Annotated in this window: 21 protein-coding genes; 8 read left to right on the top strand and 13 right to left on the bottom strand. The window is 69.9% G+C overall.

Annotated features, from left to right (window positions below; all coding sequences use genetic code 11):
- Nucleotides 1-6: 6 nt before the first annotated feature.
- Nucleotides 7-675: a TetR/AcrR family transcriptional regulator gene (locus tag WMF11_RS39330; RefSeq protein ID WP_437974451.1), complete on the bottom strand. Its 669-nt coding sequence runs from the start codon at nucleotides 673-675 to the stop codon at nucleotides 7-9.
- 61 nt (nucleotides 676-736) lie between these two features.
- Between WMF11_RS39330 and WMF11_RS39325 the strand changes: the two genes are divergently transcribed.
- Complete coding sequence (locus WMF11_RS39325) at nucleotides 737-2,074, top strand: FAD-dependent monooxygenase (RefSeq protein ID WP_437974450.1); 1,338 nt, start codon at nucleotides 737-739, stop codon at nucleotides 2,072-2,074.
- Between the two features lie 83 nt (nucleotides 2,075-2,157).
- Here WMF11_RS39325 and WMF11_RS39320 read toward each other — a convergent pair whose 3' ends face one another.
- On the bottom strand, nucleotides 2,158-3,495 hold the full coding sequence (locus WMF11_RS39320) for an adenylate/guanylate cyclase domain-containing protein (RefSeq protein ID WP_437974449.1): 1,338 nt from the start codon (nucleotides 3,493-3,495) through the stop codon (nucleotides 2,158-2,160).
- 164 nt (nucleotides 3,496-3,659) lie between these two features.
- Nucleotides 3,660-4,556 (bottom strand): SGNH/GDSL hydrolase family protein, encoded by an 897-nt coding sequence (locus WMF11_RS39315; RefSeq protein WP_437974448.1) that lies wholly within the window; start codon nucleotides 4,554-4,556, stop codon nucleotides 3,660-3,662.
- Nucleotides 4,557-4,951: 395 nt separating this feature from the next.
- Between WMF11_RS39315 and WMF11_RS39310 the strand changes: the two genes are divergently transcribed.
- Complete coding sequence (locus WMF11_RS39310; RefSeq protein WP_437904273.1) at nucleotides 4,952-5,827, top strand: helix-turn-helix domain-containing protein; 876 nt, start codon at nucleotides 4,952-4,954, stop codon at nucleotides 5,825-5,827.
- Nucleotides 5,828-5,949: 122 nt separating this feature from the next.
- Here WMF11_RS39310 and WMF11_RS39305 read toward each other — a convergent pair whose 3' ends face one another.
- From WMF11_RS39305 to WMF11_RS39270, 8 genes are all read right to left on the bottom strand, one after another.
- Nucleotides 5,950-7,080, bottom strand: coding sequence for a polysaccharide deacetylase family protein (locus WMF11_RS39305; RefSeq protein WP_437974447.1), 1,131 nt, complete (start codon nucleotides 7,078-7,080; stop codon nucleotides 5,950-5,952).
- A 67-nt stretch (nucleotides 7,081-7,147) separates the two neighbouring features.
- Nucleotides 7,148-8,473 (bottom strand): glycosyltransferase, encoded by a 1,326-nt coding sequence (locus WMF11_RS39300; protein ID WP_437974446.1) that lies wholly within the window; start codon nucleotides 8,471-8,473, stop codon nucleotides 7,148-7,150.
- 751 nt (nucleotides 8,474-9,224) lie between these two features.
- On the bottom strand, nucleotides 9,225-9,632 hold the full coding sequence (locus WMF11_RS39295) for a hypothetical protein (protein ID WP_437974445.1): 408 nt from the start codon (nucleotides 9,630-9,632) through the stop codon (nucleotides 9,225-9,227).
- A gap of 296 nt (nucleotides 9,633-9,928) precedes the next feature.
- Nucleotides 9,929-10,987 carry a cyclase family protein gene (locus WMF11_RS39290; RefSeq protein ID WP_437974444.1) on the bottom strand — a complete coding sequence of 353 codons (1,059 nt, stop codon included), beginning with the start codon at nucleotides 10,985-10,987 and terminating at the stop codon, nucleotides 9,929-9,931.
- Between the two features lie 216 nt (nucleotides 10,988-11,203).
- Entirely contained in the window at nucleotides 11,204-12,487 is a 1,284-nt protein-coding gene (locus WMF11_RS39285) for a PAS domain-containing protein (RefSeq protein ID WP_437974443.1), read from the bottom strand.
- A 44-nt stretch (nucleotides 12,488-12,531) separates the two neighbouring features.
- On the bottom strand, nucleotides 12,532-12,924 hold the full coding sequence (locus WMF11_RS39280) for a cytochrome-c peroxidase (protein WP_437979381.1): 393 nt from the start codon (nucleotides 12,922-12,924) through the stop codon (nucleotides 12,532-12,534).
- Nucleotides 12,807-14,306 (bottom strand): serine/threonine-protein kinase, encoded by a 1,500-nt coding sequence (locus WMF11_RS39275; protein WP_437974442.1) that lies wholly within the window; start codon nucleotides 14,304-14,306, stop codon nucleotides 12,807-12,809. Before WMF11_RS39275 ends, WMF11_RS39280 begins: the two co-directional genes overlap by 118 nt.
- A gap of 131 nt (nucleotides 14,307-14,437) precedes the next feature.
- The gene (locus WMF11_RS39270) at nucleotides 14,438-16,300 is read right to left on the bottom strand and encodes a hypothetical protein (protein WP_437974441.1); all 1,863 of its coding nucleotides are present in this window, start codon (nucleotides 16,298-16,300) and stop codon (nucleotides 14,438-14,440) included.
- Nucleotides 16,301-16,635: 335 nt separating this feature from the next.
- On the opposite strand from WMF11_RS39270, the gene WMF11_RS39265 reads away from it, so the two are divergent.
- The 3 genes from WMF11_RS39265 to WMF11_RS39255 all read left to right on the top strand — a co-directional run bounded on the left by WMF11_RS39265 (nucleotide 16,636) and on the right by WMF11_RS39255 (nucleotide 18,753).
- On the top strand, nucleotides 16,636-17,265 hold the full coding sequence (locus WMF11_RS39265; protein ID WP_437974440.1) for an NAD(P)-dependent oxidoreductase: 630 nt from the start codon (nucleotides 16,636-16,638) through the stop codon (nucleotides 17,263-17,265).
- Between the two features lie 31 nt (nucleotides 17,266-17,296).
- On the top strand, nucleotides 17,297-18,202 hold the full coding sequence (locus WMF11_RS39260; protein ID WP_437904264.1) for a sigma-70 family RNA polymerase sigma factor: 906 nt from the start codon (nucleotides 17,297-17,299) through the stop codon (nucleotides 18,200-18,202).
- A gap of 149 nt (nucleotides 18,203-18,351) precedes the next feature.
- Nucleotides 18,352-18,753 (top strand): hypothetical protein, encoded by a 402-nt coding sequence (locus WMF11_RS39255; RefSeq protein ID WP_437904263.1) that lies wholly within the window; start codon nucleotides 18,352-18,354, stop codon nucleotides 18,751-18,753.
- A gap of 1,217 nt (nucleotides 18,754-19,970) precedes the next feature.
- Here the strand turns inward: WMF11_RS39255 and WMF11_RS39250 are convergent.
- Nucleotides 19,971-20,996: a hypothetical protein gene (locus WMF11_RS39250; protein ID WP_437974439.1), complete on the bottom strand. Its 1,026-nt coding sequence runs from the start codon at nucleotides 20,994-20,996 to the stop codon at nucleotides 19,971-19,973.
- Between the two features lie 718 nt (nucleotides 20,997-21,714).
- On the opposite strand from WMF11_RS39250, the gene WMF11_RS39245 reads away from it, so the two are divergent.
- Entirely contained in the window at nucleotides 21,715-21,852 is a 138-nt protein-coding gene (locus WMF11_RS39245; protein ID WP_437904261.1) for a hypothetical protein, read from the top strand.
- A 60-nt stretch (nucleotides 21,853-21,912) separates the two neighbouring features.
- Here the strand turns inward: WMF11_RS39245 and WMF11_RS39240 are convergent, their stop codons facing one another.
- Complete coding sequence (locus WMF11_RS39240; RefSeq protein WP_437974438.1) at nucleotides 21,913-23,601, bottom strand: right-handed parallel beta-helix repeat-containing protein; 1,689 nt, start codon at nucleotides 23,599-23,601, stop codon at nucleotides 21,913-21,915.
- A gap of 172 nt (nucleotides 23,602-23,773) precedes the next feature.
- Between WMF11_RS39240 and WMF11_RS39235 the strand changes: the two genes are divergently transcribed.
- Entirely contained in the window at nucleotides 23,774-24,202 is a 429-nt protein-coding gene (locus tag WMF11_RS39235; RefSeq protein WP_437710927.1) for a hypothetical protein, read from the top strand.
- A gap of 350 nt (nucleotides 24,203-24,552) precedes the next feature.
- A complete protein-coding gene (locus WMF11_RS39230; RefSeq protein WP_437904258.1) occupies nucleotides 24,553-25,152 on the top strand; it encodes an HdeD family acid-resistance protein in 600 nt (199 codons plus the stop codon).
- Nucleotides 25,153-25,185 lie beyond the last annotated feature (33 nt).

Below are 25,185 nucleotides of genomic sequence, written 5' to 3'. Positions count from 1 at the left end.
CCGCGGCTACCGCCGCTCGCGGGGGCCTTTTCCCGCCGCCGCGCCGCAGGAGAGGCGCGCGGCGATGCCGTCGAGCACGCAGTCGAGACCCCTGTCGAACGCGGCGTCGGCCGGCGGGTGGGTGGCGTCCTTGACCACCTTGGCGAGCGTCGGGAAGCGGCCGGTGGCGATCATCCGGCGGATGTACGCCTCCGACGCCCGCTGCCATTCGGTCTTATCCATGCCACTCGCGACCTCGGCGCGTAGCTCGTTCGCCTCGCTGCGCATGGCGCCGATCACGTACGCGTTGACGGTCCCGACCGCCATCATGACGGCATCGATGTCCTCGAAGCCCGGAGCGCCGCTCAGCGCGGCGAGCGAGGCCTCGAGGTGCGCCAGGGCGTTCGGGCCCAGATGGGGACGGCCTCCCAGCAGATCGATGAACCACCCGTGCTCCCTGGCGGCGCGACGGGTGCGGTGGGCGATCGTCCGGAGGGCCTCGCGCCAGCCGCCGGGGATCGGCCCCGCGGACGCCATCTCCCCGTACACCGCGTCCACCATGAGCTCGAGCAGCTCCTCCTTGGTGTCCAGGTAGCCGTAGAGGCGCATCGGGCCGGCGTCGAGCGATGCCCCGATCTTGCGCAGAGACACCGCGGCGAGGCCTTCCGCGTCGGCGAGCGCGATGGCCGCGCGCACGATCCGGTCTCTGCTCAGCGGCCCAGGAGCGGGACGGAGCGCCGGCTCCGGGCGGTCCCAGATGAGGGAGGCGCCGGTCGCGTGCGGTTTTTGGGAGCAGGCGGCGCCCGCGATCGAGCGCTCGCCGTGCTCGGGCGCCGCGATCGCCCAGGATCGTCTCGAGCCCAGGCTTCGAGACAGGGCGGTCGAGCTCGGCGCCGACGTGAGGCTCGGGACCGAGCTGACCCGCTTCGAGCAGGACCCGGGCGGCGTGACCGCCTGGCTGCGCGAGCGCGACGGGCGAGAGGTGGCGCTGCGCGCTTCTTACCTGGTGGCGGCGGACGGTCACCGCAGCGCGATCCGCGAGGCGCTCGGGATCGGCCGCGCCGGCAGAGGGCACATCCGGACGGTGCGCAGCGTCCTCTTCCGGGCTCCGCTCGAGGAGTACCTTCGAACGGGGGTCACGCAGTTCGCGATCGAGCAGCCGGGCTTCAGCGCATTCCTCACCACCTACGGCGATGGCCGCTGGGTGCTGATCTTCTGGGATGACGAGGAGCGCGACGCGGCGACGTTGAGAGCGCTGATCTCCAGGGCGATCGGCAGGGCTGATCTGGAGATCGAGATCGTCACCACCGGGCGCTGGGAGATCAGCGCCTTCGTCGCCGATCGATTCACGTCCGGCAGGGTGTTCCTCGCCGGGGATGCCGCGCACACGCTGCCGCCCAACCGGGGCGGTTACGGCGCGAACACCGGCATCGAGGACGCCCACAACCTCGCGTGGAAGCTCTCTGCCGTCCTCTCCGGCGCGTCGGCGCCGGAGCTGCTCGACACGTATGACGCCGAGCGGCGCCCGATCGCGTGGCTCCGGCATCACCAGATCTTCGCCCGGGAAGACTACAAGGCGCACGCGGGCGGGACCGCCGGAGGCGCGCCGATCCTCGACGACGACGCCATGGAGCTCGGGCAGCTGGTCCGATCGACGGCGGTGCTCGGCGCCGGCGACGGGCTCCCGCCGGCATTGCGGCCCGAGCAATGGGCGGGTCAGCCCGGCACGCGCGCGCCGCACGCGTGGGTGGTGAGGGGCGGAGAGCGGCTGTCGACGCTCGATCTGTTCCAGCGACGCTGGGTGCTGCTCACCGAGGACGCGCGGTGGTGCGCCGCCGCAGCGCAGGTCGGTGAGCAGCTCTGCATCGAGCTCGAATGCGTCTGCATCGGCGCGGAGGTGCTGCCATCCGAGGAAGGAGCGTTCTGCAAAGCGTTTGGCCTCGGGGCCGGGGGAGCGTCGCTGGTCCGCCCGGACGGCTATGTGGCGTGGCGCTCGCTCGATCTGCCGGCGGATCCGCGCGGCGCGCTCGCCGATGCCCTCGGGCGGGTGTCGTCCGCCGCGCGCCGCGCCGCCGAGCCCGCCGCCCTCACGTAGGTGGTCATCGCCAGCCAGGTCGACCGACGAGGAGGCTCACGACCGAGTGATCCGGAGGACCGGGCACGCTGACGGGCAACCGCTCACTTGACGTAGAAGGCTCGCACCGGCTCAGCCACGCCCTTCAGCCGGAGCTCGCCGGCCGACTCCAGCGGTACGGCGCTGCCCAGCAGCTTCGCCGTGCTCTCGCCGATGAGGATACGGCCCGGCTCACTCGCCGTCTCGAGCCGCGCGGCGATGTTCACGGCAGGTCCGATGACGGTGTAGTCCGAGCGCGCCAGCGACCCGAAATTGCCCACGACGGCATCGCCCGTGTTGATGCCGGCGCGGGCGACGAGGCGAATACCATCACCCACGCTCGGCAGCGTGGCCTGAAGGTCGCGCGCGAGCGCGACGCAGCGACGCGCCTGCTCGGCCGGGTCGAGGGGATCGGGGGCTCCGAACACGATCATGACGGCGTCCCCGACGAACTTGTCGACCGTGGCTCCGTGCGCGTGCGCCACGTCGGCCGCCGTCGACAGGTACCGGTTGAGCAGCCGCCCGACGGCCTCGGCGCCGAGCCTCTCCGACAGCGACGTGAACCCCACGAGGTCGGTGAACATCACGGTCACCACCCGCCGCTCGGGCTCGGCGTCCATCCGCAGCTCTCCGTGCGCGGCGCGCTCGACGAGCGACGGCGGCAGGTAGCGCCGGAGGACGGACTCCGTGAGGTAGCGGTGGAGCTTGGCGGTTTGGTTCACTGCGTAGTTCGACGCAAAGAACACCAGGAAGATGCCGGCAGCCATGTTGGCCATCACGGTCGCCGCGGCCGCGGGCTCGGCATAGAAGAGGTGTGGAGAAGGTGGGCTGAACAATGGCTGCGGTCGGATCACGCCGGTCAGCTCGAGGGCGCCCACGCCACAATACAGACAGGAGCCGAGGACCGCAGCGAAGAGGCCGAACCGAAAGTCGAGGAAGATCCGGTACAGCGCGACGAACATGACGATGTACAAGGCCGACGGTGACATCAGCGTTCCGGTGGCATGCATGCCGAGCTGATTCGACACGAGCTCGGCGGTCAGCGTGACATACGTCAGCGCGCGAGCGACGAACGAGGCGTCCCGCCCTCCGACCCGCGTCACCGCCAACAAGGCCGCGTTCGCGACGATGTACACCGGCAGCAAGGCGAACCAGGCGGCCACGATGGAGTGTGCGTGCACCGGGTGAGGCGCGCGCTCCGCAAATGTAGATAACGCCAGTCCCGCTGGCACCACGATGGGTGGAGCGACGAGGAGCCTCACGCAAGCGGCGGTCCGGATCCGCTGGCGCGTGGCGCGCTGCGCGCCCGTGTCCGTCAGGAATTCGCGAAAGAACACCCGCACGGACGCGCCGAGATGGCCGGCCCCGCCGTGCTCCTGCATCTCACCGACCGAGGCGCGCACCGGGCGAGCGTACACATCGCGCGCCGGCGCACGCAAGCGTGGTCGTCACTCGGCCGCTGCCGCGCCGTGCTCAGCGTGCGGGGACGGAGCGCTCATGATGTCGGGCAATCGCGCCCCGCGCGCCGCGACCGGGCGGCGGTCTCTCGATCGGGCTGGCGCCCGGATCACCTCAGGTAGTCGGAGATCGCGTCGTACCAGCGGCCCGCCATCCGGGCGTAGCCAGCCTTGTTGGGATGGACCCCGTCGCCGAGCTCGGACGTGGGGAAGTCCTTGAACTGATCGACGAAGACGACGTGCGCGCCCTTGCTGGCGCGCGCCTCGACCAGCGCGGGGATCTTCGCGTTGTACGTGCTCACCGGGTTCGCGCTGCTCGGGAGAGGAATGATGTTGCTCACGACGATCAGCGCGTCGGGCGCCTCGGCGATCAGCTCGTCGATGAGCGCGCCCAGGCGGGTGTCGGCGCCGTTCGGGTCTCGATACATGTCGTTGGTGCCGGCGTGGAGCAGCACGATGTGCGGCATCTCCCGGAGCCCCGGGGTCGGTATACGATTGGCGATCTGCTGGATGGTCTCTCCGCTGATGCCCTCGTGATTGCGGGGGAACGGCTTGCCATCGACCATCGCGGGGCCGTTCATCTGCTGCGTGCCCGTGAAGGTGACCTCGTGGCCGTCTTGCGTGGCAAGGTGGAAGAGCTCGACCCGGTAGCCGCCGTCGAAGCCGAGACCGAAGGTGATCGAGTCCCCGAGGGGCAGGATCTTGCAGGCGCCCGTCGCAGGGCAAGGCTGGAACCCTGTGTCGGGAGAGCCGCCGCTGCCGCTCGATGCTTCCGCTGAGCTGCTGCTGCTCGCGCCCCCATCCCCTCCGGCGCTGCTCGAGCTGCTGGAAGAAGCGCCACCGCCCGAGCCGCTGGTCGCCGTCGTGCTGCTCGCTCCGCTCGTCGTCGACGAGACCCCGGAGCCCTCACCCGCGCTCGTCGTCTGGGCGTCGCCGGAGGAAGAAGCCCCTCCTCCGGAGCCGCCCGAGCCGTCGGACGACCCATCGGAAGCGCTGGAGCAGGCCATGGAACCGACCAAGAGAAGGCCCACGAGCGGAATCCCGCGGGCAAAGGTGCCGAATGCGCCACGGCGGACGAGCAGCGAAGAGGTCGAGGTAGACATGTGAGCCCCGCTCCCGGTCAGCGACCGAAGAAAATTGTGTTGTAAGCAGAGAGGGCGGGCGCTCGGCGCAATGCCACACCACCCGCACAGCCTCTGCGAGGAAGTGAAGGGAAGGGTACGTGGCGCTCGCAGAGAGGTCGTTCAAATTCCCGGCGAAGCTTTTCAGGATCCCGACGCGCGGGACCCGATCCACCCGGCGCCAGCGAGCAGAGGTGTGTGTGCGCTCACATGCCCAGCGCACGAGGGGGCTTGACCCCCCTGTTCCTCGACGCCGACGATGCTCCGGGGCGACCCGAGGCATGACCGCGGAGTATTCAGCAAAGTACGGCGCGGCGCTCACCGGCTCGGACTGGGTGGGGCTGCCGCTCCGGATCGGGTATGTGCCCGAGAGCGGCCGGCTCGAGGGGCTCGAGGCGCAGAGCGACGCGGTCCTTGTGTGGACGGGAGGCCCCTCGCAGGTCGACATTCGCTTCGCGGAGCCGGCCTCGGGCGAGGTCCGGGAGCATTCCTTCGAGCGGCTCTCGGGAATGATGGACCTCTTGCCGCGGAGGACCAGGCTGTACAGCGTCGAGTGGCGGGGGCGGCCCTCCGTGTGCACGTCGGTGAACTTCCCCGAAGCATCCATGTTGGCGCTCTGTGCGTCTCCGTCCGGCGTGCTGGTCCCGGAGCGGGAGCCGCGGTTCGGTCTGGTCGACGCCCATGTCGTCGACCTGGTCCGTCGCCTGCAGGCGCAGGCCGAGGGGCAGGAGTACTTCGGGGCCGTCTACGTGCAGTCGCTCTGCCTGGCGCTGGCTTCCTACCTGTCGGCGCGGTACGGCGCGGGATCAGGGGCGGAGATCTCGCTGCGCAACGCGAGCCTCTCGAGGAGCCAGCGAACTCAGATCGAAAAATTCGTGGACAGCGAGCTCTCCTCGAACTTCGGGCTCGTCGACCTGGCGGGGCTGGTGGGCTATTCGCCGGACCATTTCTCGCGCCTGTTCAAGAGCGCCTTTCACCAGACTCCCCACCAGTACGTCATTTCGCGCCGCATTGAGAGGGCGATGACCATGCTCCAGGACGAGCGGCTGTCCATCGCGGAGATCGCGCTGGAGTGTGGCTTCTCCAACCAGGGGCACCTCACGACGGCGTTCAAGCGCCGCACGGGGACGACGCCGGGCGCCTATCGGAAGAAGTGAGCGCCCCGTCAGGCTTCCTGGGCGCAGGCGATCCCTTCGCGCCGAGCAGGGCCGGGCGCTCCGGCGCGCGCCGGGGGGCGGCGCCCGCGACCTGCATGAGCGGCCGCGCGCGGGCTCCGCGATCACTGGACCAGCGGGGCCGGCGGGCCCTCGGCTTCTTCCTGGGATCCATCGAGCGTCAGGCCCGGATCGACCGGCGCCACCGCGCTTCGCAGGGCGAGCTGCCGCTCCAGCAGCTGCTTGGTCCGCCGGACGCCCGACACCGAGCGGATGAGGCTCCGGTGATCCGCGCCGAAGTCGATCCGCGGCACAGAGAACGGCGCGTCCGCGGAGCTACGGAATCCGCTGGCCGTCGCATGGTCGCCAGGCCAGTTGGTCACGGCTCCCAGGAAGCCGAGCCGGCGAAGCGTCGCGCACTCGCGAGGACCGAAGTCCGTCCCCACGTGCCCGTTCGGATAACAGAAGATGGGGACCGGGCGGCTGGCCTCGGCGCGCAGGCGCGCCCAGGACACGTGGATCTCGTGCTTCGACTGCGCGTCGCTCGTCCTGGAGAGCACCGGATGGGTGACCGTGTGCGGACCGAACGTGATGCCGCGCGCCTCGCACGCGCGGACGTCATCCCACGACATGGGCGCGTACCGCGCGGGAGGGCGCGCCGGGAGATCGACCTCGGCCGCGTCGGCGAGCCGCTGGATGGCGCGGAGCTTCTCGGTCTCGGGCACGCGCTTGCACCGCTCCATGAAGCGCCGCGCGAGCTGCGCCCGCGGGACGCCGTCGTGCAGGCGGATGACGTGGTGGATGCCGCCCACCATCACGCTGAGCTCGCGGCGCCGCGTCGTCTCGAACACGTGCTCCACGCGGTGCCACCAGCACCACAGATGACCGTCCAGATAGCCGCTCACCACGAAGATGGTGGCCGGGCAATCGAACTCCGCGAAGATCGGCGCGGCGACCGTCGCCTGGTCGATCGTGCCGTCATCCATCGTGAACGCGACGGCCCGGTCGATGGGCGGCTCCTCGCCCGCGAGGCCCCGGAACACCCGCTCGAGCGACACGAGCGGATACCGCTCGCGTCGCAGGAACTGCAGCGCGCGCCGGAGGGCGCGCGGATCGAGGCCCTCGATCCCGCGATCCGGGTCGGCGAGCCGGTGCATCACGATGATGGTCGAATGGCCGTGCATCATCGGTGTGAATGGCCGCGTCGCCCACGGCGAGGCCAGGAGATCCGAGAGCCATCGCATTGCGTTCGACATGAGTCGTCCCCCCTCGAGAGCGTTTGAAAGCAGCAGCGTTCGGCGACGGCGGCGCTCCGCCGCCCGATCAGCTCGCGAGCGGCGCCGGCGAGCGCGACGACGGGTGATCGCCGAGAGCTCGCCCGCCGTCGCGGTGCGGGGCGGCGGTGGTTGCGCGCGGCGCCGGGTCCGCGCCCCAGATCCGGGCGAGCAGGGCGCTCGGGCGGACCGCGGCGGCGCGCCGCGAATGCCGCAGGAGCAGCAGCGCGTACAGATCCATGTAACGCTCGGCCATCCGGATGGCCGAGTAGCGCCGGAGCGCGAGCATCCGGCCGCTCCGGCCCATCTGCGCGGCGCGGGCGGGATTGGCGTGGAGCTCCGAGAGCCTCGCGGCGAGCGGCGCTACCTCGTCGGACGGCACGAGGTAGCCCGTCTCCCCGTGGACGAGCACGGTGGACACGCCGCCCACGTCGGTCGCGACGACCGGAAGCCCAGCGGCCATCGCCTCGAGGAGCGCGAGCGGCAGGCCCTCGGAGAGGGAGGGCAGCGCGAACACGTCGAGCGCGGCGAGGAGCGCCGGCACGTCGTGGCGCTCGCCGGCGAACAGCACGCGCTCGGACACCCCGAGCTCGCGCGCGAGGGCGTCGAGCCGCGCTCGCTCGGCGCCCTCGCCGACGAGGAGCACCCTTCCGTTCCAGGGCAGCGACGTCGCGGCGGCGCGCACGAGCAGCGCGTGGTTCTTCACGGGAGAGAGGCGCCCCACGCTCCCGACGACCCAGGCGTCTCGTGGAATCGCGAGCTCGGCCCGCACCCGCACCCTCGCCGCCGGATCCGGCGCGAACCGCGATAGATTGATGCCGTTCACGACGACATGCAGCTTCGGCGGGTCGACCTCGCGCCGGCCGAGGACGACCGCCGCGGTCGGCTGCGACACCGCGACGTGAGCATCGACGAACGCGGACGCGGCGCGGCGCAGCCAGCTCCGTCCTTGCATGTCCTGAGACACGCCGTGCTTCGTGTGGATGACGGGGACCCGGTGCAGCCATCCGGCGGGCGCCGCGTAGATGAGCGAAAGGTGGTTGTGCGCGTGGACGAGCGTGACGCCCTTCGTCGCGAACAGCGCGGCGAGGCGGGCGGTGAGCGTCGCGTCGAACCCCGGGCATTTCGGCGCGAGGTGCACCTCGACCCCGCGCCGCCGGAGCTGCTCGGCGCGCGGGCCGTCCGGATCCTCGGCGATCGCGACCGCCAGCACGTCATGACCCGCGGCGCGCTGGGACGCGGCGAGATCGACGACCACCTGCTCGGCGCCGCCGATCTGGAAGCTGCTCACCACGTGCGCGATGGCGAGCCGCCGGGAGGCCCGTGAATCCTTGAGAACACGAGCCTCGATATCGCAATCGGTCCGTACCACCATACCCCTCTCCCCCCATCGAGTAGACTGTCGATCTCTCGACTCGACCGCTCATCGAGCGCCAGGCATGCCTCGCTGTCCTCCCGCCGCGCCGTGGCTCTCCGGTACGGAACACACCGTCCAGGGCATCGCGAGCGCGAAACCGGGACGGATGGGGCCTCGACCTGGCAGATCGACACGAGCGCTGCAACACGCCGCATGACCAGATTGCGGACGGCAGGGGCGCGACTCGCATCCACTATACGGCGAATTCGCGAACTGACAAGCACATCGTACAACAAACGGGAAGACCGGAGTAAGGGGGCCGCAAAGCTCAATAAGGACATGGGCAGCGGCCCAGGAGTGGTGATCCGTCCCAGTCTTCGACTGGCCACGTCCCTCGCGGGCTCTCGCCGGCCCAGGTGCTCGCCGAGAGCCCGCGTGGCGGCGCGGTCGATGGCCAGGAAATCCGTTTATTTCCGCCAGGTTACAAGAATCGTCGCCGGCCAGTCACGAAAGGTGAGCCGCGTCTGGCTCGTCCGAGCACTGTAGAGGGCGTGCCGCGGCCCGGGCCGGGGGGCGACCTGGGATGGCGCGTGGTTGGCAGCTGTTCGCCCTGCGGCGGCGCCGGGGGTGACTTCGGATCATCGTCTCCTCACGGAGCATGGGATACCGCGATGGATATCGCCGGACGGAGGACACCTCGACGCGGATCGCGGACGGCGCAGCTGCGCGCGTCCGGGGGGGGCTGCGCCGATCGCGACCGCGACCCGCGTCAACGGACGCGCGCCGGTGCTTCTCGGAGGTAGTCGAGCAGCCGGGCCTCGTCGCTGCCGATCATCCGATCGATGCCGTCCTCGCGGAAATGGCGCTGGATCTGCAGCGCCCCCGCGGTCGTCCGCACGAGGATGGCGACGCGCCGGAAGCGGCCCATCACGGGCGGCCGAATCCGCTGCATCGCCGCCTCGAACTGCGGGTCGTTCCGCCCCACCGCGGCGCGCAGATCGATGAGCAGACACAGCCGATGGCGGTCGACCCGGTCGAGCGCGCGGCTCACCTCCATCCACAGCTCCTCGAACTGCTCGACAGACTCGGACGGCAGCGGGCTCCGCGTGACCCGTGCGATCTGCGAAACCGGGTCGATCGTCACCGTGTGGTGCGCGTTGCGGAGGAGCTCGAGCATGGCCAACGACCATTCTATCAGACCCAGAGCAGCGGAGCGAGCTGGCCTGGCACCCCGGGTGGAGCTGCCGAGTTCGCCGGCGTGGCCTGATTGTTCCTTCGATGCCGCGGGAAGAGACGCCTCGGACACGTCCTGGAAACCAGCCCGGCGAGCCCCACAGCGTGAATCGCTCTGACGCGCAGTGGCAACCCCTGGACAGGAGGGGCGAGGGATGCGCTCGGCTGGCAGAATGGTCCAGGGGCATCAACGCTTCGCCGGGTGACGCGGGCGCGCGCGGCGCCGGCGCGCCGATCCGCTCACCGGATCGCGAGCGGGATGCCCGGTGATCCGGACGCGCCCCGGAGGGGCAGCGGGCTGTAGACGTAGAAGAACTCGTAGGGGCTCTTGTGGCCGTGGGGCCGCTCCTGGAGCTCCGCGGCCAGATCCGCGGCCAGCTCCGAGAGCACCATCACCTCGTGCATGAAGATTCCGCTCTTCACCAGCAGGTGATGGTGCACCGGGAAGACCACCCCCGGCGCCACCGGAGGCTTCGGCGGGGTGACCTCGATGCCGAAGTTGTCCGACCCGACGCAGGCGATGCCCTTCGAGGAGAGCCACTTCGCGACCTCGAGCCCGATCCCCGGCTGGGCCAGCCCCACGCCTGGCTGCGTGTAATACCCCTCGGTGCCGAGCTCCCAGTTCTCCTCCCAGCCCGTGAAGATCAGCACGACGTCGCCGACGCCGATGTCGCGCTCGTCCATTTTCTGCGCGCGCAGCGTCTTCTTCACCATGGCCAGGGTGATCTCCTGGCCGAACGCGAGCGTCTGCCCGCCGTTCGCGTAGCGCTTGACGTCGAGGAGCACGCCGCGCGTGACGAGCGGCTTCACGTGCTCGACGCCGAGGTGCGCGAGCCCGTCCTCCGTGAGGATCTCGGCGCCGGTGAACTGGTTGTAGAAGAGCGCGTCGGCGGGGTCCGTGCTCCCGGGCGGGATGTAGCCGAAATGGCCCAGCGCGTCGAACTCCGTCCCCATCTGGCCGAACTCCCCGTGCATCACCTCGGAGTTCGTGACCTGCTGCTGGATGACCGCGGTCGGCCCGGCCTCCAGGGAGAGCCCCTGGTTGCCCGGGAACGTCGGCATACCGGGCTCGTAGACGTGACCCAGGCGATAGACCTTGCCCTCCTTGATGAGGCGCTTGCCCTCGAGGACCTTGTCCGGCGTCTGCGTGTTGGAGGCGCCCGCCTCGTCGTCAGGGCCCCACGGCGAGGGACCGGGCATTGGATCGTAACTCTCCAGCATCGGCACGCCGCGGGCCAGCGCTGCCCCCGCGACCAGGCTGACGGCCATGGTCACCACGATCGCGCCACGTAACGGCATCACTCCAGGCTTCATAGGCAACCTCCTGGGTCACATCGCACGTTGTACCGACAGCGCCCCGCGCTCCGTCATGGGCGCGGGCGCATGTCATCAATAGAATACACCGTCAGGGGCGCCAGGAACCTGCTCTCCCGAGGTCATCGCGGGCTTCTCCAATGCCATGAAGGGCTTGTGCGTATCCGCGTACACCCGGTCGCTCGGTGGGAGCGCGCTCGGTCACCAGCGGAGCCGGCGCCCGAGCGCGTAGGCGATGCCGCTCTCCAGGGTCCCTTTGGTGACGATGCCGCTCAGATCGGCGCCCATCGTCGTGAGGGTCTGCGCGATCTGCGGCTTGATCCCGGTGAGCACGACCCGGGTGCCGAGCAATCCCGCGGCCCGGGCCGCGTCGACGAAGGATTGCGCCACCCGCTCGTCGACGACCTTCACCCCGGTGATGTCGAGGATGGCGATCCTGGCCTGCTGGGCGGCGATCCCTTCAAGCAACGTCGTCAGGATCTGCTCGGCGCGCGCGGGGTCGACGCTCCCGACGATCGGCATCGCGACGACGCCGGGCGCCAGCGGCAGGAGCGGCGTGATGAGCTCCTGGATCGTCGCCTGCTGCATCTCGATGAGCTGCCGCTGCATCTCCGCACGCTCGGCCTCGGCCTGCTTGGCTCGGCTGATGTCCACCGAGATCGTCCCGACCGCGTAGATCTCCCCCTCGGCGTCGCGGATGGGGAACTTGGTCGACAGGTAGGTGCGCGGACCGTTCGGGAAGACGAGCACATGCTCGGAGGCGGCCGGGCGTCCGGCGACCGCCACCTCTTCATTGGCCTTTCGTATCGAGGTGGCCGCCGGCGTCGGGAGAAGGTCGTAGACGACCCGCCCCAGCAATTCCTCGCGGCTCATCTTGTAGAACGACTCGATTTCGCGGTTCACGAGGAGGAGCCGGCCCGCGGCGTCCACCGCGACCATCATGGATGGCGTGTATTCGAGGAACCCATGGAGCAGGCTCTCACTCCGCTCGAGCATCTGCTCGGTATGCTTGCGCGCGGTGATGTCGTGCGCCGACCCCAGCATCCGCCGCCCCGGTCCCTCCGGATCGCGGCCGAGCGCGACGCCTCGCTCGACGAACCATCGCCAGCCGCCGTCGCGACCGCGCACGCGGTACTCCACCGTCGCCTGCTCCCCGCTCTCCGAGGCGGCCACGCGAGCCCGGTACTCCTCGATGCGACCGATATCGTCCGGATGGACTATGGGGGACAGGCCGTCGCCGCGGGGCGAGCCCGCCGCGGCGCCGCCGCCCTCTCCGATGAGATCGGCGAGCTCCCGGTTCCAGTAGACGTACCGCCCCTCATCGAGATCGAGCACGTAAACGAGGCTGGGCAGCGCCTCGAGCAAGCGCTCCGGGGCGCCGCGGCCGGCCGCCTCCAGCTCGGCGACGCGGGAGCGCAGGCGCTGCACTTCCTTCTGCAACGCGTCCAGCTCCGCCTCGAGCGCCACGGTCTTTTGCGCGTCCATCACCCTTCCAGGGCGATGGTATCCCAGCCCCGGGCTGAGGTGGGTCACAATTTTCCTGGGTATCCGGGTTCCAGCACGATCGCCTCGAACGCCGCGAGCGCCCGCGCGACGTTGTCGAACGTCACGGCCTGCGGCTGCCCGGGAAACGCCAGCGCGAATGCCTGCCTGTAGCCTCTGGACGAGCGCAGCGCCGCCTCGATGCCCTCGGGCGACGACGCCATCGCGCTCCGGGCCTCTAGCTCTTCCTTGGCCTGATCCACGAGGTTGTTCTGCCGGCCATCCCACAGCAGCGTGGAGTAGCCGGCGACGTTGTAGACGCTCAGCGTGTTTCGCGGGGGCTCGAGACCCTCGCTCCCGCGCGATAACTTCCTGTGATCCACGCCCCAGGCCTCGAGCGGGTGGCACGAGGCGCAGGTGAGGTCGTGGTTCCTGGACAGGCGCGGATCGTGGAAGAGCATCCGGCCCAGCCTGATCTGCGCCGCGGCGGCCGGGTCCGGCGGCTTCGCCGGGCCGGCGGGCAGGGGCGCGAAGCTCGCGAGCCGCTCCGGCGCGATCGCCGAGGGCGCCGTCGGCGCCATGCGGGAGAGCCCGAAGGCGAGCAGCGCGCGGCCGCGACGGCGCCGCCCAGGATCACGGTAAAGCCCCGCCGGGGCCGCGCCGGTGCGGCCGAGCTGGCAGCCGCGTTGTGCTGCAGGTCCGCCGCTCCCTCGGGGAGGGTGGACGTGACGAGCGGGCTCACGGACCGGTGCGAGCGCGGCTGTGCGTCGGCCGATGGCCGCTGCGAGGCGCTGGCGCGATGGGGCGATCTCTCGCCGGCGCTGCCGCTGTCTCCTCGCGCGGGTGAGAGCTGCTCGGTGGCCGCGAGGGATGGATCGCAGCGGTCAGGCCGCTCGCAGGCGTCACCCGGCGCGCGGTAGCTGTGGATGTGCTCGACAGAGGCGCTGGCTGCCGGCGTCCCGAACGGCTCGATCGCCTGGGCAAGCTCGACGATCGTCTGTGGGCGCAGGCGTCGATCCTTCTCCAGGCAGCGCAGGATCGCGCCCTCGAGCGCCGCCGGCACGTCGACTCCCCAGGCGCGGATGGCCGCGGGCGGGGCCTCGACGCCTGCGAGCAGGCTCTCCGGTGTCCACCCGACCTCGAAGGGGCGGTGCCCGGTGATGAGCTCATAAAGGATCACGCCGAGCGCCCAGATGTCGGCGCGCTCGTCTGCCCACTTCAAGCTGAGCGCCTGCTCGGGCGCCATGTACGGCATGGAGCCCGCGATCACGTTCGAGGTCGTGAGGCTCCCGGTCCCGTCATCCACGGTGGATTTCGAGAGGCCGAAATCGAGCACCTTGATGAGCGCCGACCCGTGCTCGTCCCTCGCCAGGAACAGATTGGCCGGCTTCAGATCGCGGTGGACGATCCCGTGCGCGTGGGCCTCGGCGATCGCCTCGCACGCCTGCAAGACGAGGTCGACCGCCTCGGCGACGGGGAGGTGATCGCGCGCGCAGAGCACCTCCCGAAGGTCGAGCCCCGTCAGGCGCTCCATGACCAGGTACGGCGTGCCTGCGTCGAGCAGGCCGGCGTCGAGCACGCGCACAACGTGCCTGTCCTGGAGCGACGCGGCGGCGCGGGCCTCGCGCAGGAAGCGCTCCACGGCGTCGGCCGTGCGCATGCAGCCGGGGAGCAGCAGCTTCAGCGCGACCGGCTGTCTCAGCGCCACGTGCTCCGCGGCGAGGACCACGCCCATCCCGCCGCGCCCGAGCACACGCTCGACCCGATACCTCTCTGCGAGGATCTCGCCCGGTGCTGGGACTCCAGGGATAGAGGCGTCCATGGTCTCTCGACGAGCTGGCGACGCGGAGAGGCACGGCCGCCCGGGCTCGGCGGCGCGACACGGCCTTGTGGCCGGGAACATGGGCGAGGCGATCCCGACCGGCAAGGGCCCGCAGCGGGCGAGCTGCGGTGTCAGGCCGGGAGGGCCGTGTCCCGGGCCGCCAGCCGCCGGCGGCGCGCATCGCGGAGGCGCCTTGCCGGCAGGACGGCGAGCGCGAGCGCGAAGGCCATGAACGTGGAAGCGCTGCGCGTCGGCTGACCTGGGCCGCCGATGCGGCAGCCGCCACCCCCGCCGACATCGGTCCCAGGACTGCCTGTACCAGCGGACGCCGTGCTGCTGCCCGCGTTCCCGCCGCCGGCCGCAACACTGCTGCTCGCGGCGGCGCCGCTGGCCGCTTCACCGCCAGAGCCGCCGCTGCCCGCCTCACCGCCAGAGCCGCCGCCGCCTGCCTCACCGCCAGAGCCGCCGCCGCCCGCAACAGTGCTGCTCGCGCCGCCGCCCGCCTCACCGCCAGAGCCGCCGCCGCCCGCAACAGTGCTGCTCGCGCCGCCGCCCGCCTCACCGCCAGAGCCGCCGCCGCCCGCAACAGTGCTGCTCGCGCCGCCGCCGCTCGCCTCACCGCCAGCGCCGCCGCCGCCCGCAACAGCGCTGCTCGCGCCGCCGGCGCCCGCCTCACCGCCAGAGCCGCCGCCGCCCGCGCCGCTGTTGCCCCCGGGCGCGCACTGGCCGGCCTTGCATGAGCCGCTCAGGCAATCGGTGTCAGCCACGCACGCCGCGCCGTCCAGGGACGGCAGCGCGTACACATAGGCCGCGCCGCTTCGGTTCAGCGGGGCGCTGTGGTACGGCGCCCCGACGACCACGCTCCCGCCGGCGTATCCCGTGCTCCACCCGAAAAAGTCCAGCGTTTGCCCATCCGACGGCGCGAGCGTCCGCGCCTCCGTCCATGTTCCTTCCCCTCCGTGAAACACGGACACGATCCCCTTGTTGTCAGCGACGCCGACGAACCCGGCGACCACGGCGTTGCCGAGGAGCTGCACCCCTGTCGCCTCGCTCCCTCTCAAGGCGGGCACGAGCTTCGCCTGCTCGGTCCAGGCGTCGCCGCTCCGCGTATAGATGTACACCGCGCTCTTGGCGCCGATCGCCGCGGTGTCCCCCGCGAGATCGACCGAGAAGCCGAAGGACGCACGGGGGCTCATGTCATGCGGCAGGAGCTTCGCCTGCTGCGTCCAGCTGCCCCCATCACGCACGAACACGTAGGCCGAGCCGGCGAACTCGCTGCCTTCGGGCGAATCCGCCGCCGCGCCCACGATCGCCGTGTCGCCCGACACAGCGACCGACCAGCCGAATCCCCGAGGGCTGTCCTGAGGCACGAGCTCCACCCGCGGCGACCACGCGTCGCCCGTCCTCGTGAACGCAAATGCCTTGCCCAGCACGATGTCGATGTCCTCTCCCACCGTGCTCGCGACGACCGTGTCCCCACCGACGTCGACCGCCATCCTCGAGAAGCTCAACGCCGGATCCTCGGGGACGGTCAGCTTCGCTTGCTCCGACCAGGCGCCCTCGCTCCGGACAAACACATAGACGCGCTCTTCGTACGGCCGCACCTCATAGTTGGCGCTGGCCATGACGGCGGCGGTATCGCCGTCGAGGGCCACCTGACGGCCGAACACCATGCCGTTTTCGCCGTCGCTGGGCGCGAGCGTGGCGTCGAGCGTCGCGGCCCCGCCGGTCACGGTGTAGACGTGCGCGGCGCCGCGGGTCAGGCTGTTCTCGTCCGGCGCTCCGATCAGCGCCGTGTCGCCGCTGCCCGCGACCGCGAACCCGAACACGCGCTGGAGGGCCGGCGTCTCCTCCGTCAGCTTCTGGTCCTCGGTGACCGTGAGCGCCGCGCGCGCGGCCGCCAGCCGTCCTTCGTCGGGGCCTGGAGCGGCGCACGCCGCAGCGCAGAGCGCTGTTGGAATCACGATCATGCGTTCGATTCGCCAAACCTTCATCGGGTGCACCTCGGAGCGCGGAGCGTAGCCGGAGCGCTGCCCCGTGGGAATCGGGGCGGAATCGCAGCGGTCCCGTGCCGGGCGCTGGCGCCGGCGCCTCCTGTGGTCAGCGGGAGGCGAAGACTCGCAGGGTGGGGGGCTCTGCTCCACGTCAGGTGGACGCCGCGTGCGACAGGAGAGGCGACTCTCCGCGCTGCCGCCGCTCGGCCGGTGGCGATGTCAGCGTGGAGGATGGGCAGGCCGAAGGAAGCCGAGGTGCCGAGGGGGCGCTCCCTCTCCCGAAAAATGCACGATCCTCGTCACATCTTCACCGCCTGTCCGGTCTTCACGATGACATGCGACTCCTCGTACTCGGCGCGACCGGCAAGACCGGCAAACACCTCCTCGACCTTGGCCTCGCGAGAGGCCATCGTCTGACCGCCTTCGTTCGATCCCCGCACAAGATCGCGCGCTGCGACGGCGCGCTGACCGTCGTCCAGGGCGACCCGCTGCAGGTCGAGCAGCTCGCGCGCGCCCTCGCCGGGCACGACGCTGTGCTCTCGGCGCTCGGCCCGTCCGCGCGCGAGGCGTTTCGGCCGAGCACGTTGCTCGCGGAGTGCGCCGCGAGCACGGTGGCCGCGATGACGACGGCGGGGGTGGAGCGCATCGCCGTCGTGTCGGCTGCGCTCCTGTTCCCGGAGAAAGGTCTCCGCTTCGCCCTGTTTCGCCGGCTCCTCACGCACCACCTGCGCGATCTCGTCGCGATGGAGACCGTCGTCCGGGCGAGCGGCTGCAACTTCACGATCACGAGGCCGCCTCGGCTGGTCGACGCGCGCGACGAGGGCTACCGGAGTGAAGCTGAGGCGCTCCCAGCGGGCGCCGCGGTCATGTCGTTCCGTGCGGTCGCGGCGTTCTTGCTGGATTGTGTCGAGCAACGCACCCACGCGCGGGAGGTCGTCGGGCTCGCCAGGCGGCGGTCACCTTGAACACCGGGCTCATGGATGCGAGATCCTTCCGATGACGACGAGCTCCGCAGCGCGCCGGCTCGCCGCGTTCGAATCGTGTCGTCGGGACCTCGTCGTGCTCGCGTACCGCATGCTCGGCGACATGGGGCGCGCCGAGGACATGGTGCAGGAGGCCTGGCTTCGCTGGGAAGGCCACGAGGTCGAGGCGAGCTCTCCGAAGGCGTACCTGACGACGGTGGTCACACGCCTGTGCCTGAGCGAGCTCGACTCCGCCAGGGCGCGGCGCGAAGAGAGCCGCGCCGACAGGCTGCCAGAGCCCGTGGATCTCGACGAAGGAGGGATATCGCGCGTCGAGCGGATCGAGGAGGTGTCCATGGCATTCCTGGTGATGCTCCAGCGCTTGACGCCTGCGGAGCGCGCCGTGCTCCTGCTCCACGACGTGTTCGACTTCGAGCACCAGGAGATCGCAGCGCTGGTCGGCAACAACGCGGCGGCGTGCCGCAAGCTGCTCGAGCGCGCGCGCCAGCACATCGCCATGGAGCGGCGCGTCCTGATGGCGCGGCCCGACGAGCACCGGCGGCTGCTCCGAGCGTTCTTGAACGCCGCTTCGGCCGGGGACACGCGGGCGCTCGTGGAGCTCCTTGCGGAGGACGCGATCATGATCACCGACGGAGGGGCGGAGGGCCGCGCCGTCGGGCGGCAGCGCAACCTGCCGCGGCCGCTGGCCGGAGCGGCGCGCATCGCGGCGTTCGTGGCCGCGACGACGGCGGCGCGGAAAGGCGAGCTTCAGGTCGAAGAGCACGAGCTCAACGGGCAACCGGCAGTCGTGTTCTGGGCCGGGGATCGACCCTTCGCCGCGCTGCTGCTCGCGGTGGCCGACGGGAAGATCCAGCGGGTGTTCTTCCACGCAGACCTGAGCCGCCTTCGATATCTGGGTCGGCGTGGACTCCCGGCATGAATCGGGGATGATCGTCGCGCTCACTGTGCGCGCGTGGAGCTTGGCGGGCCCGACTCCGCGGATGAACCGATGCCGGTAGGGTGAGCGAGGCGTTCCATGCGGTGAACCCGATGCTTCCCTCTGCGCCAGCGCTGCGTTAATGGGGCAGCATGCAGAGCGTGTTGGAAGCGTTCACGGCGTGCGGGTGGGCGGCGTGGCTCGCCCTCCTGGCCGGGATAGCCGGCATCGCGATCGGCCTTGCGGGGGCGGGGATGCTGGCGACGAAGGCGCGCGGCATGGCCTGGATCCCGGGCGCCATCGCCGTGCTGCTGGGGCTCAGCGCCGTCTCGGTGGGGCTGCTCGGCCGATCCATCGGAATCGCCCGCGTGGAAGCGGCGCTCGGCTATTCGGGCATCGAGATCGACGCCACGCAGCGCGAGATAATCCGGCGCGCTGGCACGGAGGAGGCCAATCAGTGCGTGAACATCGGCGCCTCGATGGGCGTCCTGCCGTTCGTGATCGGCGCGGCCGCGGTCGGGATCGGGCTCGCGCTCCGCGACAAGCCGGCTTGAACTATTCGCGATGTGCACGAGGGACACTTGCGGGATCTGCTCGATGGCCCCGCACTCGCCTGAAAGTTCGCCGAGATGATGTTCCGCTGCGACGTCCGGCGAGAGCTGCCCGAGGTGCCGGTCTCCGCGCTCGTCATCCAGTGCACGCGCGACGACTTCCCTCACGGGATGGGACGAACAGCGCGCTGAAATGCCTGGAAACCAAGGATTTGTGCGATCGAATCGTCAGGGCGAAGTGTCAGCGCACCTCGCGGCCTAGCTCCGCCGGGGTCGAGGTCGAGGTGCAGAGCGACTCCGCCGACCATGAGGGCGCCGACCTCTCTCGCCGCGAACGTGTCCCGTGTCCCGAGGTGTCCTGACGTGTCCTGGACACGCCGTGAGCATCGTGTCCCGTGTCCCCCTAAAGGGGGAGAACGGACACGTACGCCGCGTGCGCGGCGCCGAAGAAGGCGCGGTGCTCGATCGGCAGCGCCCGGGTCGTCGGGTCCGCGCTCGCCGCAACCGCTACCGCGGCGCGGCCTGCGCGCTGACGGAGCGAAGCGGGTGGAACGGGGTCCGGGGCTTCAGCAAAGAGGCGTCGTTGCGCGACATCGCGCACCCATCTGCGCAGCGTGGTCCAGCCGGTGACGGCGCTGTCGCCGACGATCCCCGCGGGGGCCACGCGGCGCCGGACCTTTTGTGGCCGGCCCCGCGCCGCTGCTCCGCTCCTCGGGTGGACCTACCCCGTCGTGAGTTGGGCGTGCGAGCAACGATAGCTAGAAATCTTCGATGGTTGAACGGAAGGGGCCGAGATCGGGCATCAGCGGCGTCTTCGGCCGACGCGAATGTGCTGGGAGGGGCCCGTGGTGAGAATTTTGATCAGCTAACCGGATTGCACGGCGCCGCCACTCTCCGGACGCCATCGCCCTCGTTGTCCGTGCGGAGCGAGCACGCTCCATGATGGCCAGCTTCGCCGGGCAGGGCTCCTCGCCATCAAGAAGGATGCTCGATAAGAGGAGCTTCGGCATCAACGAGAGTGCGCGGTAATACCGCGCTGCGCGCGTGGCTCATGCAGCGGATCGAGCGTAAAGGCGGCGATGGGTCGGCTTGGCGGAATTAACCATCTGTCGAAGCGCCCGAACCCGACGCCGAGGAGAAGCAGCCGGCGGAGCTTCCCTCGACGTTGCCCCGCTCCGCGCAGCCGGTGAGGCGGCTCTGGCCGGAGCCGCTGCTATCCCTCACAGCCAAGCGAGCCGACCGTCTTCAAGCAGCACCCAGGGGGCCGAAGGCGAGTACGCATCGGTCCCGGCGACGGGCAGGCGTGGCGCGTCCGAGAGCTGAACGAGCCCCTTGTCTCGGAGCCGCATCCCGCGTTCGGTGAGGCGATAGACGAACGACTTCATTGGGATGTCGGGCCTCGGGCCGGGTGCGCGCTCTACGAACGCGCTCGACTCGTGGCCTGCCCAGTGCTCCAATCGGCGTCCTAAGAACAGGTCACCTGTACAGGAGAGAAGCCGCCACAAATTCATACCCGTTTGTGATTTGTGGACGGCCACGGCCATCGGAGTCTGCCACTCCGCCGACAAAAGAGTGAGAAGCAGTTCGTCGAATCGGCTGAGGAGCAGGGCTCCTTCAGTGGTCTTCCTTGGAAAGAAGCAAGAGAGAAACGCCCACAGAGGAGCAAGTTCTGGGAAGCCTTCGCCACCGGCGATGCAGCTGTCGACGAAGGGCATCGGGTTCTCACCGGCGTAGCTTTCCCAGAGGTGAATGGCACAATCGTAGCGTTCCGCTGGCCAAGGGCACGCCTTGTCGAGACGATCCAGGAGCACCTCATCAGGGTAGTGAGCGACCGACGCGGAGCAGTTGAAGGGCGGAACGCTTGATGGTTCTGGAGAGCTTTCTATTGTACTTGACACAAACTCGAACTCGGCGATGAGAACGTCACTGCGCTGGATCCCCAGGTGCCGCAACCAGCTACAAGTCCTCCATAAGTTCACCCGCTCGTGTAAGCTCACTGACGCCCACAGGATAACGGGCGGCTTCCAACGGACCTCCGGCGAATAGAGCCGGTCCCACTTCTCATCAGAGTTCCACAACTCTTCACGCACCCGAGCGTGTTCAAGGGTATCCCGCCGGTTAGGTCCGACGATAAGACGATCGGCCGCACGCACGACGTTGGTAGCTCCGAGCTGCAGTAGGCGTTCTGTCGTCCGTGCATCGAAGGCGACGTGCGTCGCTCTGTGAAGGGAGGTGAGGTCCGTCATGTTCAATAAAACCCGCACTTATAGCACTCGCCCCAGGAGTAGTCTCGTTTGTCGTAACAGTCGTCACGACAGATGTCGCATAGAGTCCTGCCGAACTCGATTTCTCGCGTGCAAGGTCTACCCTTATCCCAGCAAGCGTCGTACATGTCGGTACATGACTTGCTCGGCGAGCACCCCCCGCCATCGCAAGCTGTGCGCTGCCCACATCGTCGTCTTCCGGCTCGTCTTCTTCGCCGTTGCTGGGGTAGTCTCCCGCCCCTGCGGATTCTGTCGGGTATCCAGCACCCGCGCTTCCCGGCTCCACTGTGTCTCAGGTGTAGGACAAGTCGCATGCCGACGCGAGCACCATCACGAATCCGCCGCACAGCACGAGTGCGCTCGCCTTCTTCAAGCCGTCTCCCATGCTTCCTCCCTTTTCTAAATTGGCGCATCCGTTCTCGCACCGGAAGGGCGACGGCAACGGTGATCTGAGCCGTGGTTATGTCCGTGCTGCGATCGAGCCTGCGACTCAAGTCGCGTCCGGTGCGCCGCTGGGTCGAGGATCGCGTCGGCAAGCTCGGCGTTGTCGCCCCCCACCTACCGACCGCGCGCGACCTGTGCGGCCAAGCGAGACCGCCTACGCCGCCCTTACGGGCATCGACCTGAACTCTCTCGTCTCCGTGCGCCCTCCGTGTGCCCCGACGCCAGGGCACGCGGCTCCAACGCGGCCGACCTCGCGATGGGAGACGGGCACCTCGCCCCCGCCGAGCAGCAGATGCTCAACCAGATCGTCCAATCGTGGCAGATCCCCGAGCAGTACCTCGGACCCTACGTCCAGGCCCTGATGGTGAAGAACAACGTCGCTGTCTTTGGCTGAGCGCCGTCCTCGCCGGCGCGCCTCCACGTGGGCGCGCCACCCCGATCCGTCTCCCAGCGCTCACCCACTTGCAGGGACTCGGCGCTTCCGGCGCGCCCTGAAGCACCAGAGCACGAGGTTGAGGAGCGCAAAGCCCGCTGCATCCGGCCGGTGGCCGCCAGGCGTGCTGCACGCGCAGCCGGCCGAGTCGTCGGCGCTGCTCGTGCTCGGATCGGCGCCATCGCCGCCCGCGCCCAGGGTTCCGCCGCTACCGACGCTCGTCGTGCCGCCGCTGGTTGCGCCGCCGCTGGCTGCGCCGCCGCTTACCGCTCCTCCGCTTGCGCTTGCGCTCGCGCCGCCCGACCCCGTATCCGCGGTACCGCCGCCGCCCGAGCCACCGCTCCCCGCTCCGCCGGTGCCGGAAGCCCCGGCGGTCTCGGTCTCGGCCAGCCCCGCCTCGAAGCAGCCAAAATCCGGAGCGGAGCCCGCGTAGGGCAGCCCGACGTCGACGCCCTTGTCGATGGCGTCGCTGTCCGCCGCGAGGCGGAAATTCGTGAGCACGGGCAAGCTGCCGTCCGCCTGTCGCGGAGCGTCCAGCCCCATTTCGGACGGATTCTGAAAGTCCGCGTCCGAGACCGTGACACCCCCCGCCGTCCAGGAGTTGTTCGCGTCGTCGGCGCCGTTGCGGTTCGAGAACAGCGTCCCACCGAACGCCAGGTTGTTCCGGTAAACCCCGACGGTGATGTCGTTCCCGCTCGAATCCATCCCGAGCATGTTGAAGTCGGGGCGATTGCCGTACGACGTGTTGTTGTAGAAGTAGAGCGTGCTCGGGTGGTGGTTCGCGTAAAACCCTGCCGCCCTGTTGAAGGCGGCGAGGCAGTTCTGCACCGTGTGCGCGGCGGGCTCGGCCGGAAACCTCGCCGGATCGGCGCCGTAGCCGCCGCCCTTGAAGCCGTTGCCGTTGCCGATGCCGGTCTGCGTCCCCGGCTTGTAGCCGTTGTACCAGGCCCACGAGCGCTCGACGAGGCAGGCGGCGCCGGAGTTGATGAAATCGTAGCCGTCGTCCGCGTTCCACCAGGCGCGGCAGCCTCGGAAGACATTGCCGGTCTCCCGGGCGCCGACGTGACAGCCGAAGCCGTCCGCGCTCTCGCCTGCGCCGTTCGACGTGAGCTCGTCGAAGTTGTCGTGCGAGTCGCAGTTGAGCACGAGGTTGTTGCTGCCGCGCTGGATGAAGATGCCGGCGCCCATGATGTGGTGGACGTCGAGCGCTTCAAAGATGTTGTTGCTGCCCTGGTTCCACACGCCCCAGGACTCGTGGTTCAGGTTGTTGTTCTGGCGAACCCCCTTGATCTCGAGTCCCTTGAGGTGAATGTAATTCCCGGAGACGAGGATGCCCTTGATACGGCAAGAATCCCGGATGCCGTCGAAATCGAAGACGGGCTTCTCGCCGGGCGCGGCCCAGTACTTGATCGGATTGCCGGCGCTCCCGCTCTTGTTCAGCACCACGCCGCTGATGATCGCCGTCCCGCTCGAGCAGGTGGTGGTGCCCTTTGTGTACGTGTACGTGCCGCCTCTGAAGTAGACGACGTCGCCGGCCATGGCCACGCTTTGCGCTTTGGCCATCGACGCGAACGGCGCGCCTTCGGTGCCGGCGTTGTCGTCGTTGCCGGCGGGGGCCGGGGCCACGTAGTAGTCCTTGGCCCAGCCGCTCGTCGCGACGAGCAGCGGCGCGCCCAGCGCGGACAGCGAGAGAAGGAGTCGCACGTTCATTTTTGCACCAGCCCGAGGTCGTCGAGGTTGAAGCTCGCGGAGGCCGGGGGAAAGCACACCCAAGCGTCCCGGAGACGTCAAGCCCAAACTGCAGGACCTCCGGGTTGACAGGTCCAGCGGCCATGCGATATCGGCTGCAGGTGCGCCGCCGGAGCACACGGGGAGTGGATCCATGCGACGATTCGCGATCTCTCATTGGCTGATAGCGTGCTTGGCGAGCTGCACGTCGGCGCCGCCGTCCACGCCGGGGGACGGGGTCGTCGAGGGGCCTCCGCCCCCTGCGCCGACGTGCCCGACCCAGAAGCTCGCGTTCACCAGGGAAACGGGGTGCGTGAACGATGGATCCCTGGAGTTCTGCCTGCCGTCGGACGACGCGGCGCTCCTCGCACGCGTGCGGGGCATCGCGCCCGCGATCCGGGCCGGCTCATCGAGGGGGCGCGCCAGGTGCGATGTGCCCGCAGAGACCCTGTATTTCTTCCCCACGGGAGACGCCGAGTGCACGGCGCGCCATGGCGCGCTCGATGACGCGGCATGGGACCAGGTCTGTCGTATCGCCGCGCTGCCCGAGGTGCGGGAGATCGTGCCGACGTGGTACGAGTGAGCGCGGGCGGGCGCTCCTGCGCTGGCTCGCCGGCTGAGCGGCCCGGCCGCGCGGATCGCTGGTAGAACCGCGCCGCGGAGAGGGCCGCCCGCCATCCACCGGGCGTGAGGGGGTGAGCAACCCGGTCACGGGCGCGCGAGGCCGGCCGCCCGGGAGTCACTTGACACCGCTCGGGGGCGGCACCTTGTTCGCTGTGGCCCGACCCCTGCCGTGCCCCGCCCGGCTCATGCGCTCTCGGCGGAGCGCGTGGCGCTCGTTGCGGCGAGCGGACACGCCGGTGAGGCGCTGGGCTTCGAATTGCGGTTGCGGTTAAGGCGAAACTCCAGCTCCGGGAAGAGGAGGGTGCACACATGGCTGATCGCTGGGAGGACCCTGTTCATACGACGAGCTTCGGATTGCAACTGGTCGAGCCTCATACCTTGCGGGAGAACCGCGGCTCGTTCATCGGGCTCGGCATCGCCCTTCTGGTGCTTGGGGCGCTCGCGATCCTCATGCCCGTGATCGCCTCGCTGGTCACGGCGGTCGCCATCGGGGCCGTGCTGGTGGCGAGCGGCCTCTTTCAGGGCCTCCACGCCATCCAGCACCGGCAATGGGCCAACGCCGGCTGGTCGCTCGCGAGCGCCCTGCTCCAGATCGCCGCGGGCGTCCTGATCGTGGCCTTCCCGCTGACGGGCACGGTCACGCTGACCTTGATCCTCGCGGCCTTCTTCTTCGCGGAAGGCTTCCTCAAGATCGTCCGCGCGCTCCAGCATCGCGAGATGCCCGCCTGGGGCTGGCTCCTGTTCGACGGGCTGCTCGCGCTGGCGCTCGGGGTCCTGATCTGGTGGCGCTGGCCGAGCACCGCGGCGTGGGCGATCGGGTTGCTCGTCGGCGTCAACGTCCTCGTCAGCGGCACGTCGATGTTGCTGATCGGGACCAGCGCGCGACAGCGGCCGGTGGCCAGCATGTGACAGGCGCCCCGGGCCGGAGACCGCGCTCAACGC

This window comes from Sorangium sp. So ce295 (genome assembly GCF_051527405.1).
GTDB lineage: Bacteria > Myxococcota_A > Polyangia > Polyangiales > Polyangiaceae > Sorangium > Sorangium cellulosum_B.
The sequence above is the reverse complement of the archived record's forward strand: the minus strand, read 5'-3'. Positions and strand labels throughout refer to the sequence as shown.

What these genes read in the sequence shown, in the direction of transcription:
- WMF11_RS39255 (WP_437904263.1), top strand. Translation starts at nt 18,352, where the DNA reads ATGCAGAGCGTGTTGGAAGCGTTCACGGCGTGCGGGTGGGCGGCGTGG.
- WMF11_RS39245 (WP_437904261.1), top strand. Translation starts at nt 21,715, where the DNA reads ATGGGAGACGGGCACCTCGCCCCCGCCGAGCAGCAGATGCTCAACCAG.
- WMF11_RS39325 (WP_437974450.1), top strand. Translation starts at nt 737, where the DNA reads ATGAGGGAGGCGCCGGTCGCGTGCGGTTTTTGGGAGCAGGCGGCGCCC.
- WMF11_RS39230 (WP_437904258.1), top strand. Translation starts at nt 24,553, where the DNA reads ATGGCTGATCGCTGGGAGGACCCTGTTCATACGACGAGCTTCGGATTG.
- WMF11_RS39305 (WP_437974447.1), bottom strand. Translation starts at nt 7,080, where the DNA reads ATGTCGAACGCAATGCGATGGCTCTCGGATCTCCTGGCCTCGCCGTGG.
- WMF11_RS39250 (WP_437974439.1), bottom strand. Translation starts at nt 20,996, where the DNA reads ATGACGGACCTCACCTCCCTTCACAGAGCGACGCACGTCGCCTTCGAT.
- WMF11_RS39295 (WP_437974445.1), bottom strand. Translation starts at nt 9,632, where the DNA reads ATGCTCGAGCTCCTCCGCAACGCGCACCACACGGTGACGATCGACCCG.
- WMF11_RS39235 (WP_437710927.1), top strand. Translation starts at nt 23,774, where the DNA reads ATGCGACGATTCGCGATCTCTCATTGGCTGATAGCGTGCTTGGCGAGC.
- WMF11_RS39275 (WP_437974442.1), bottom strand. Translation starts at nt 14,306, where the DNA reads ATGGACGCCTCTATCCCTGGAGTCCCAGCACCGGGCGAGATCCTCGCA.
- WMF11_RS39300 (WP_437974446.1), bottom strand. Translation starts at nt 8,473, where the DNA reads ATGGTGGTACGGACCGATTGCGATATCGAGGCTCGTGTTCTCAAGGAT.
- WMF11_RS39265 (WP_437974440.1), top strand. Translation starts at nt 16,636, where the DNA reads ATGCGACTCCTCGTACTCGGCGCGACCGGCAAGACCGGCAAACACCTC.
- WMF11_RS39260 (WP_437904264.1), top strand. Translation starts at nt 17,297, where the DNA reads ATGACGACGAGCTCCGCAGCGCGCCGGCTCGCCGCGTTCGAATCGTGT.
- WMF11_RS39285 (WP_437974443.1), bottom strand. Translation starts at nt 12,487, where the DNA reads ATGGACGCGCAAAAGACCGTGGCGCTCGAGGCGGAGCTGGACGCGTTG.
- WMF11_RS39290 (WP_437974444.1), bottom strand. Translation starts at nt 10,987, where the DNA reads ATGCCGTTACGTGGCGCGATCGTGGTGACCATGGCCGTCAGCCTGGTC.
- WMF11_RS39315 (WP_437974448.1), bottom strand. Translation starts at nt 4,556, where the DNA reads ATGGCCTGCTCCAGCGCTTCCGATGGGTCGTCCGACGGCTCGGGCGGC.
- WMF11_RS39240 (WP_437974438.1), bottom strand. Translation starts at nt 23,601, where the DNA reads ATGAACGTGCGACTCCTTCTCTCGCTGTCCGCGCTGGGCGCGCCGCTG.
- WMF11_RS39270 (WP_437974441.1), bottom strand. Translation starts at nt 16,300, where the DNA reads ATGAAGGTTTGGCGAATCGAACGCATGATCGTGATTCCAACAGCGCTC.
- WMF11_RS39310 (WP_437904273.1), top strand. Translation starts at nt 4,952, where the DNA reads ATGACCGCGGAGTATTCAGCAAAGTACGGCGCGGCGCTCACCGGCTCG.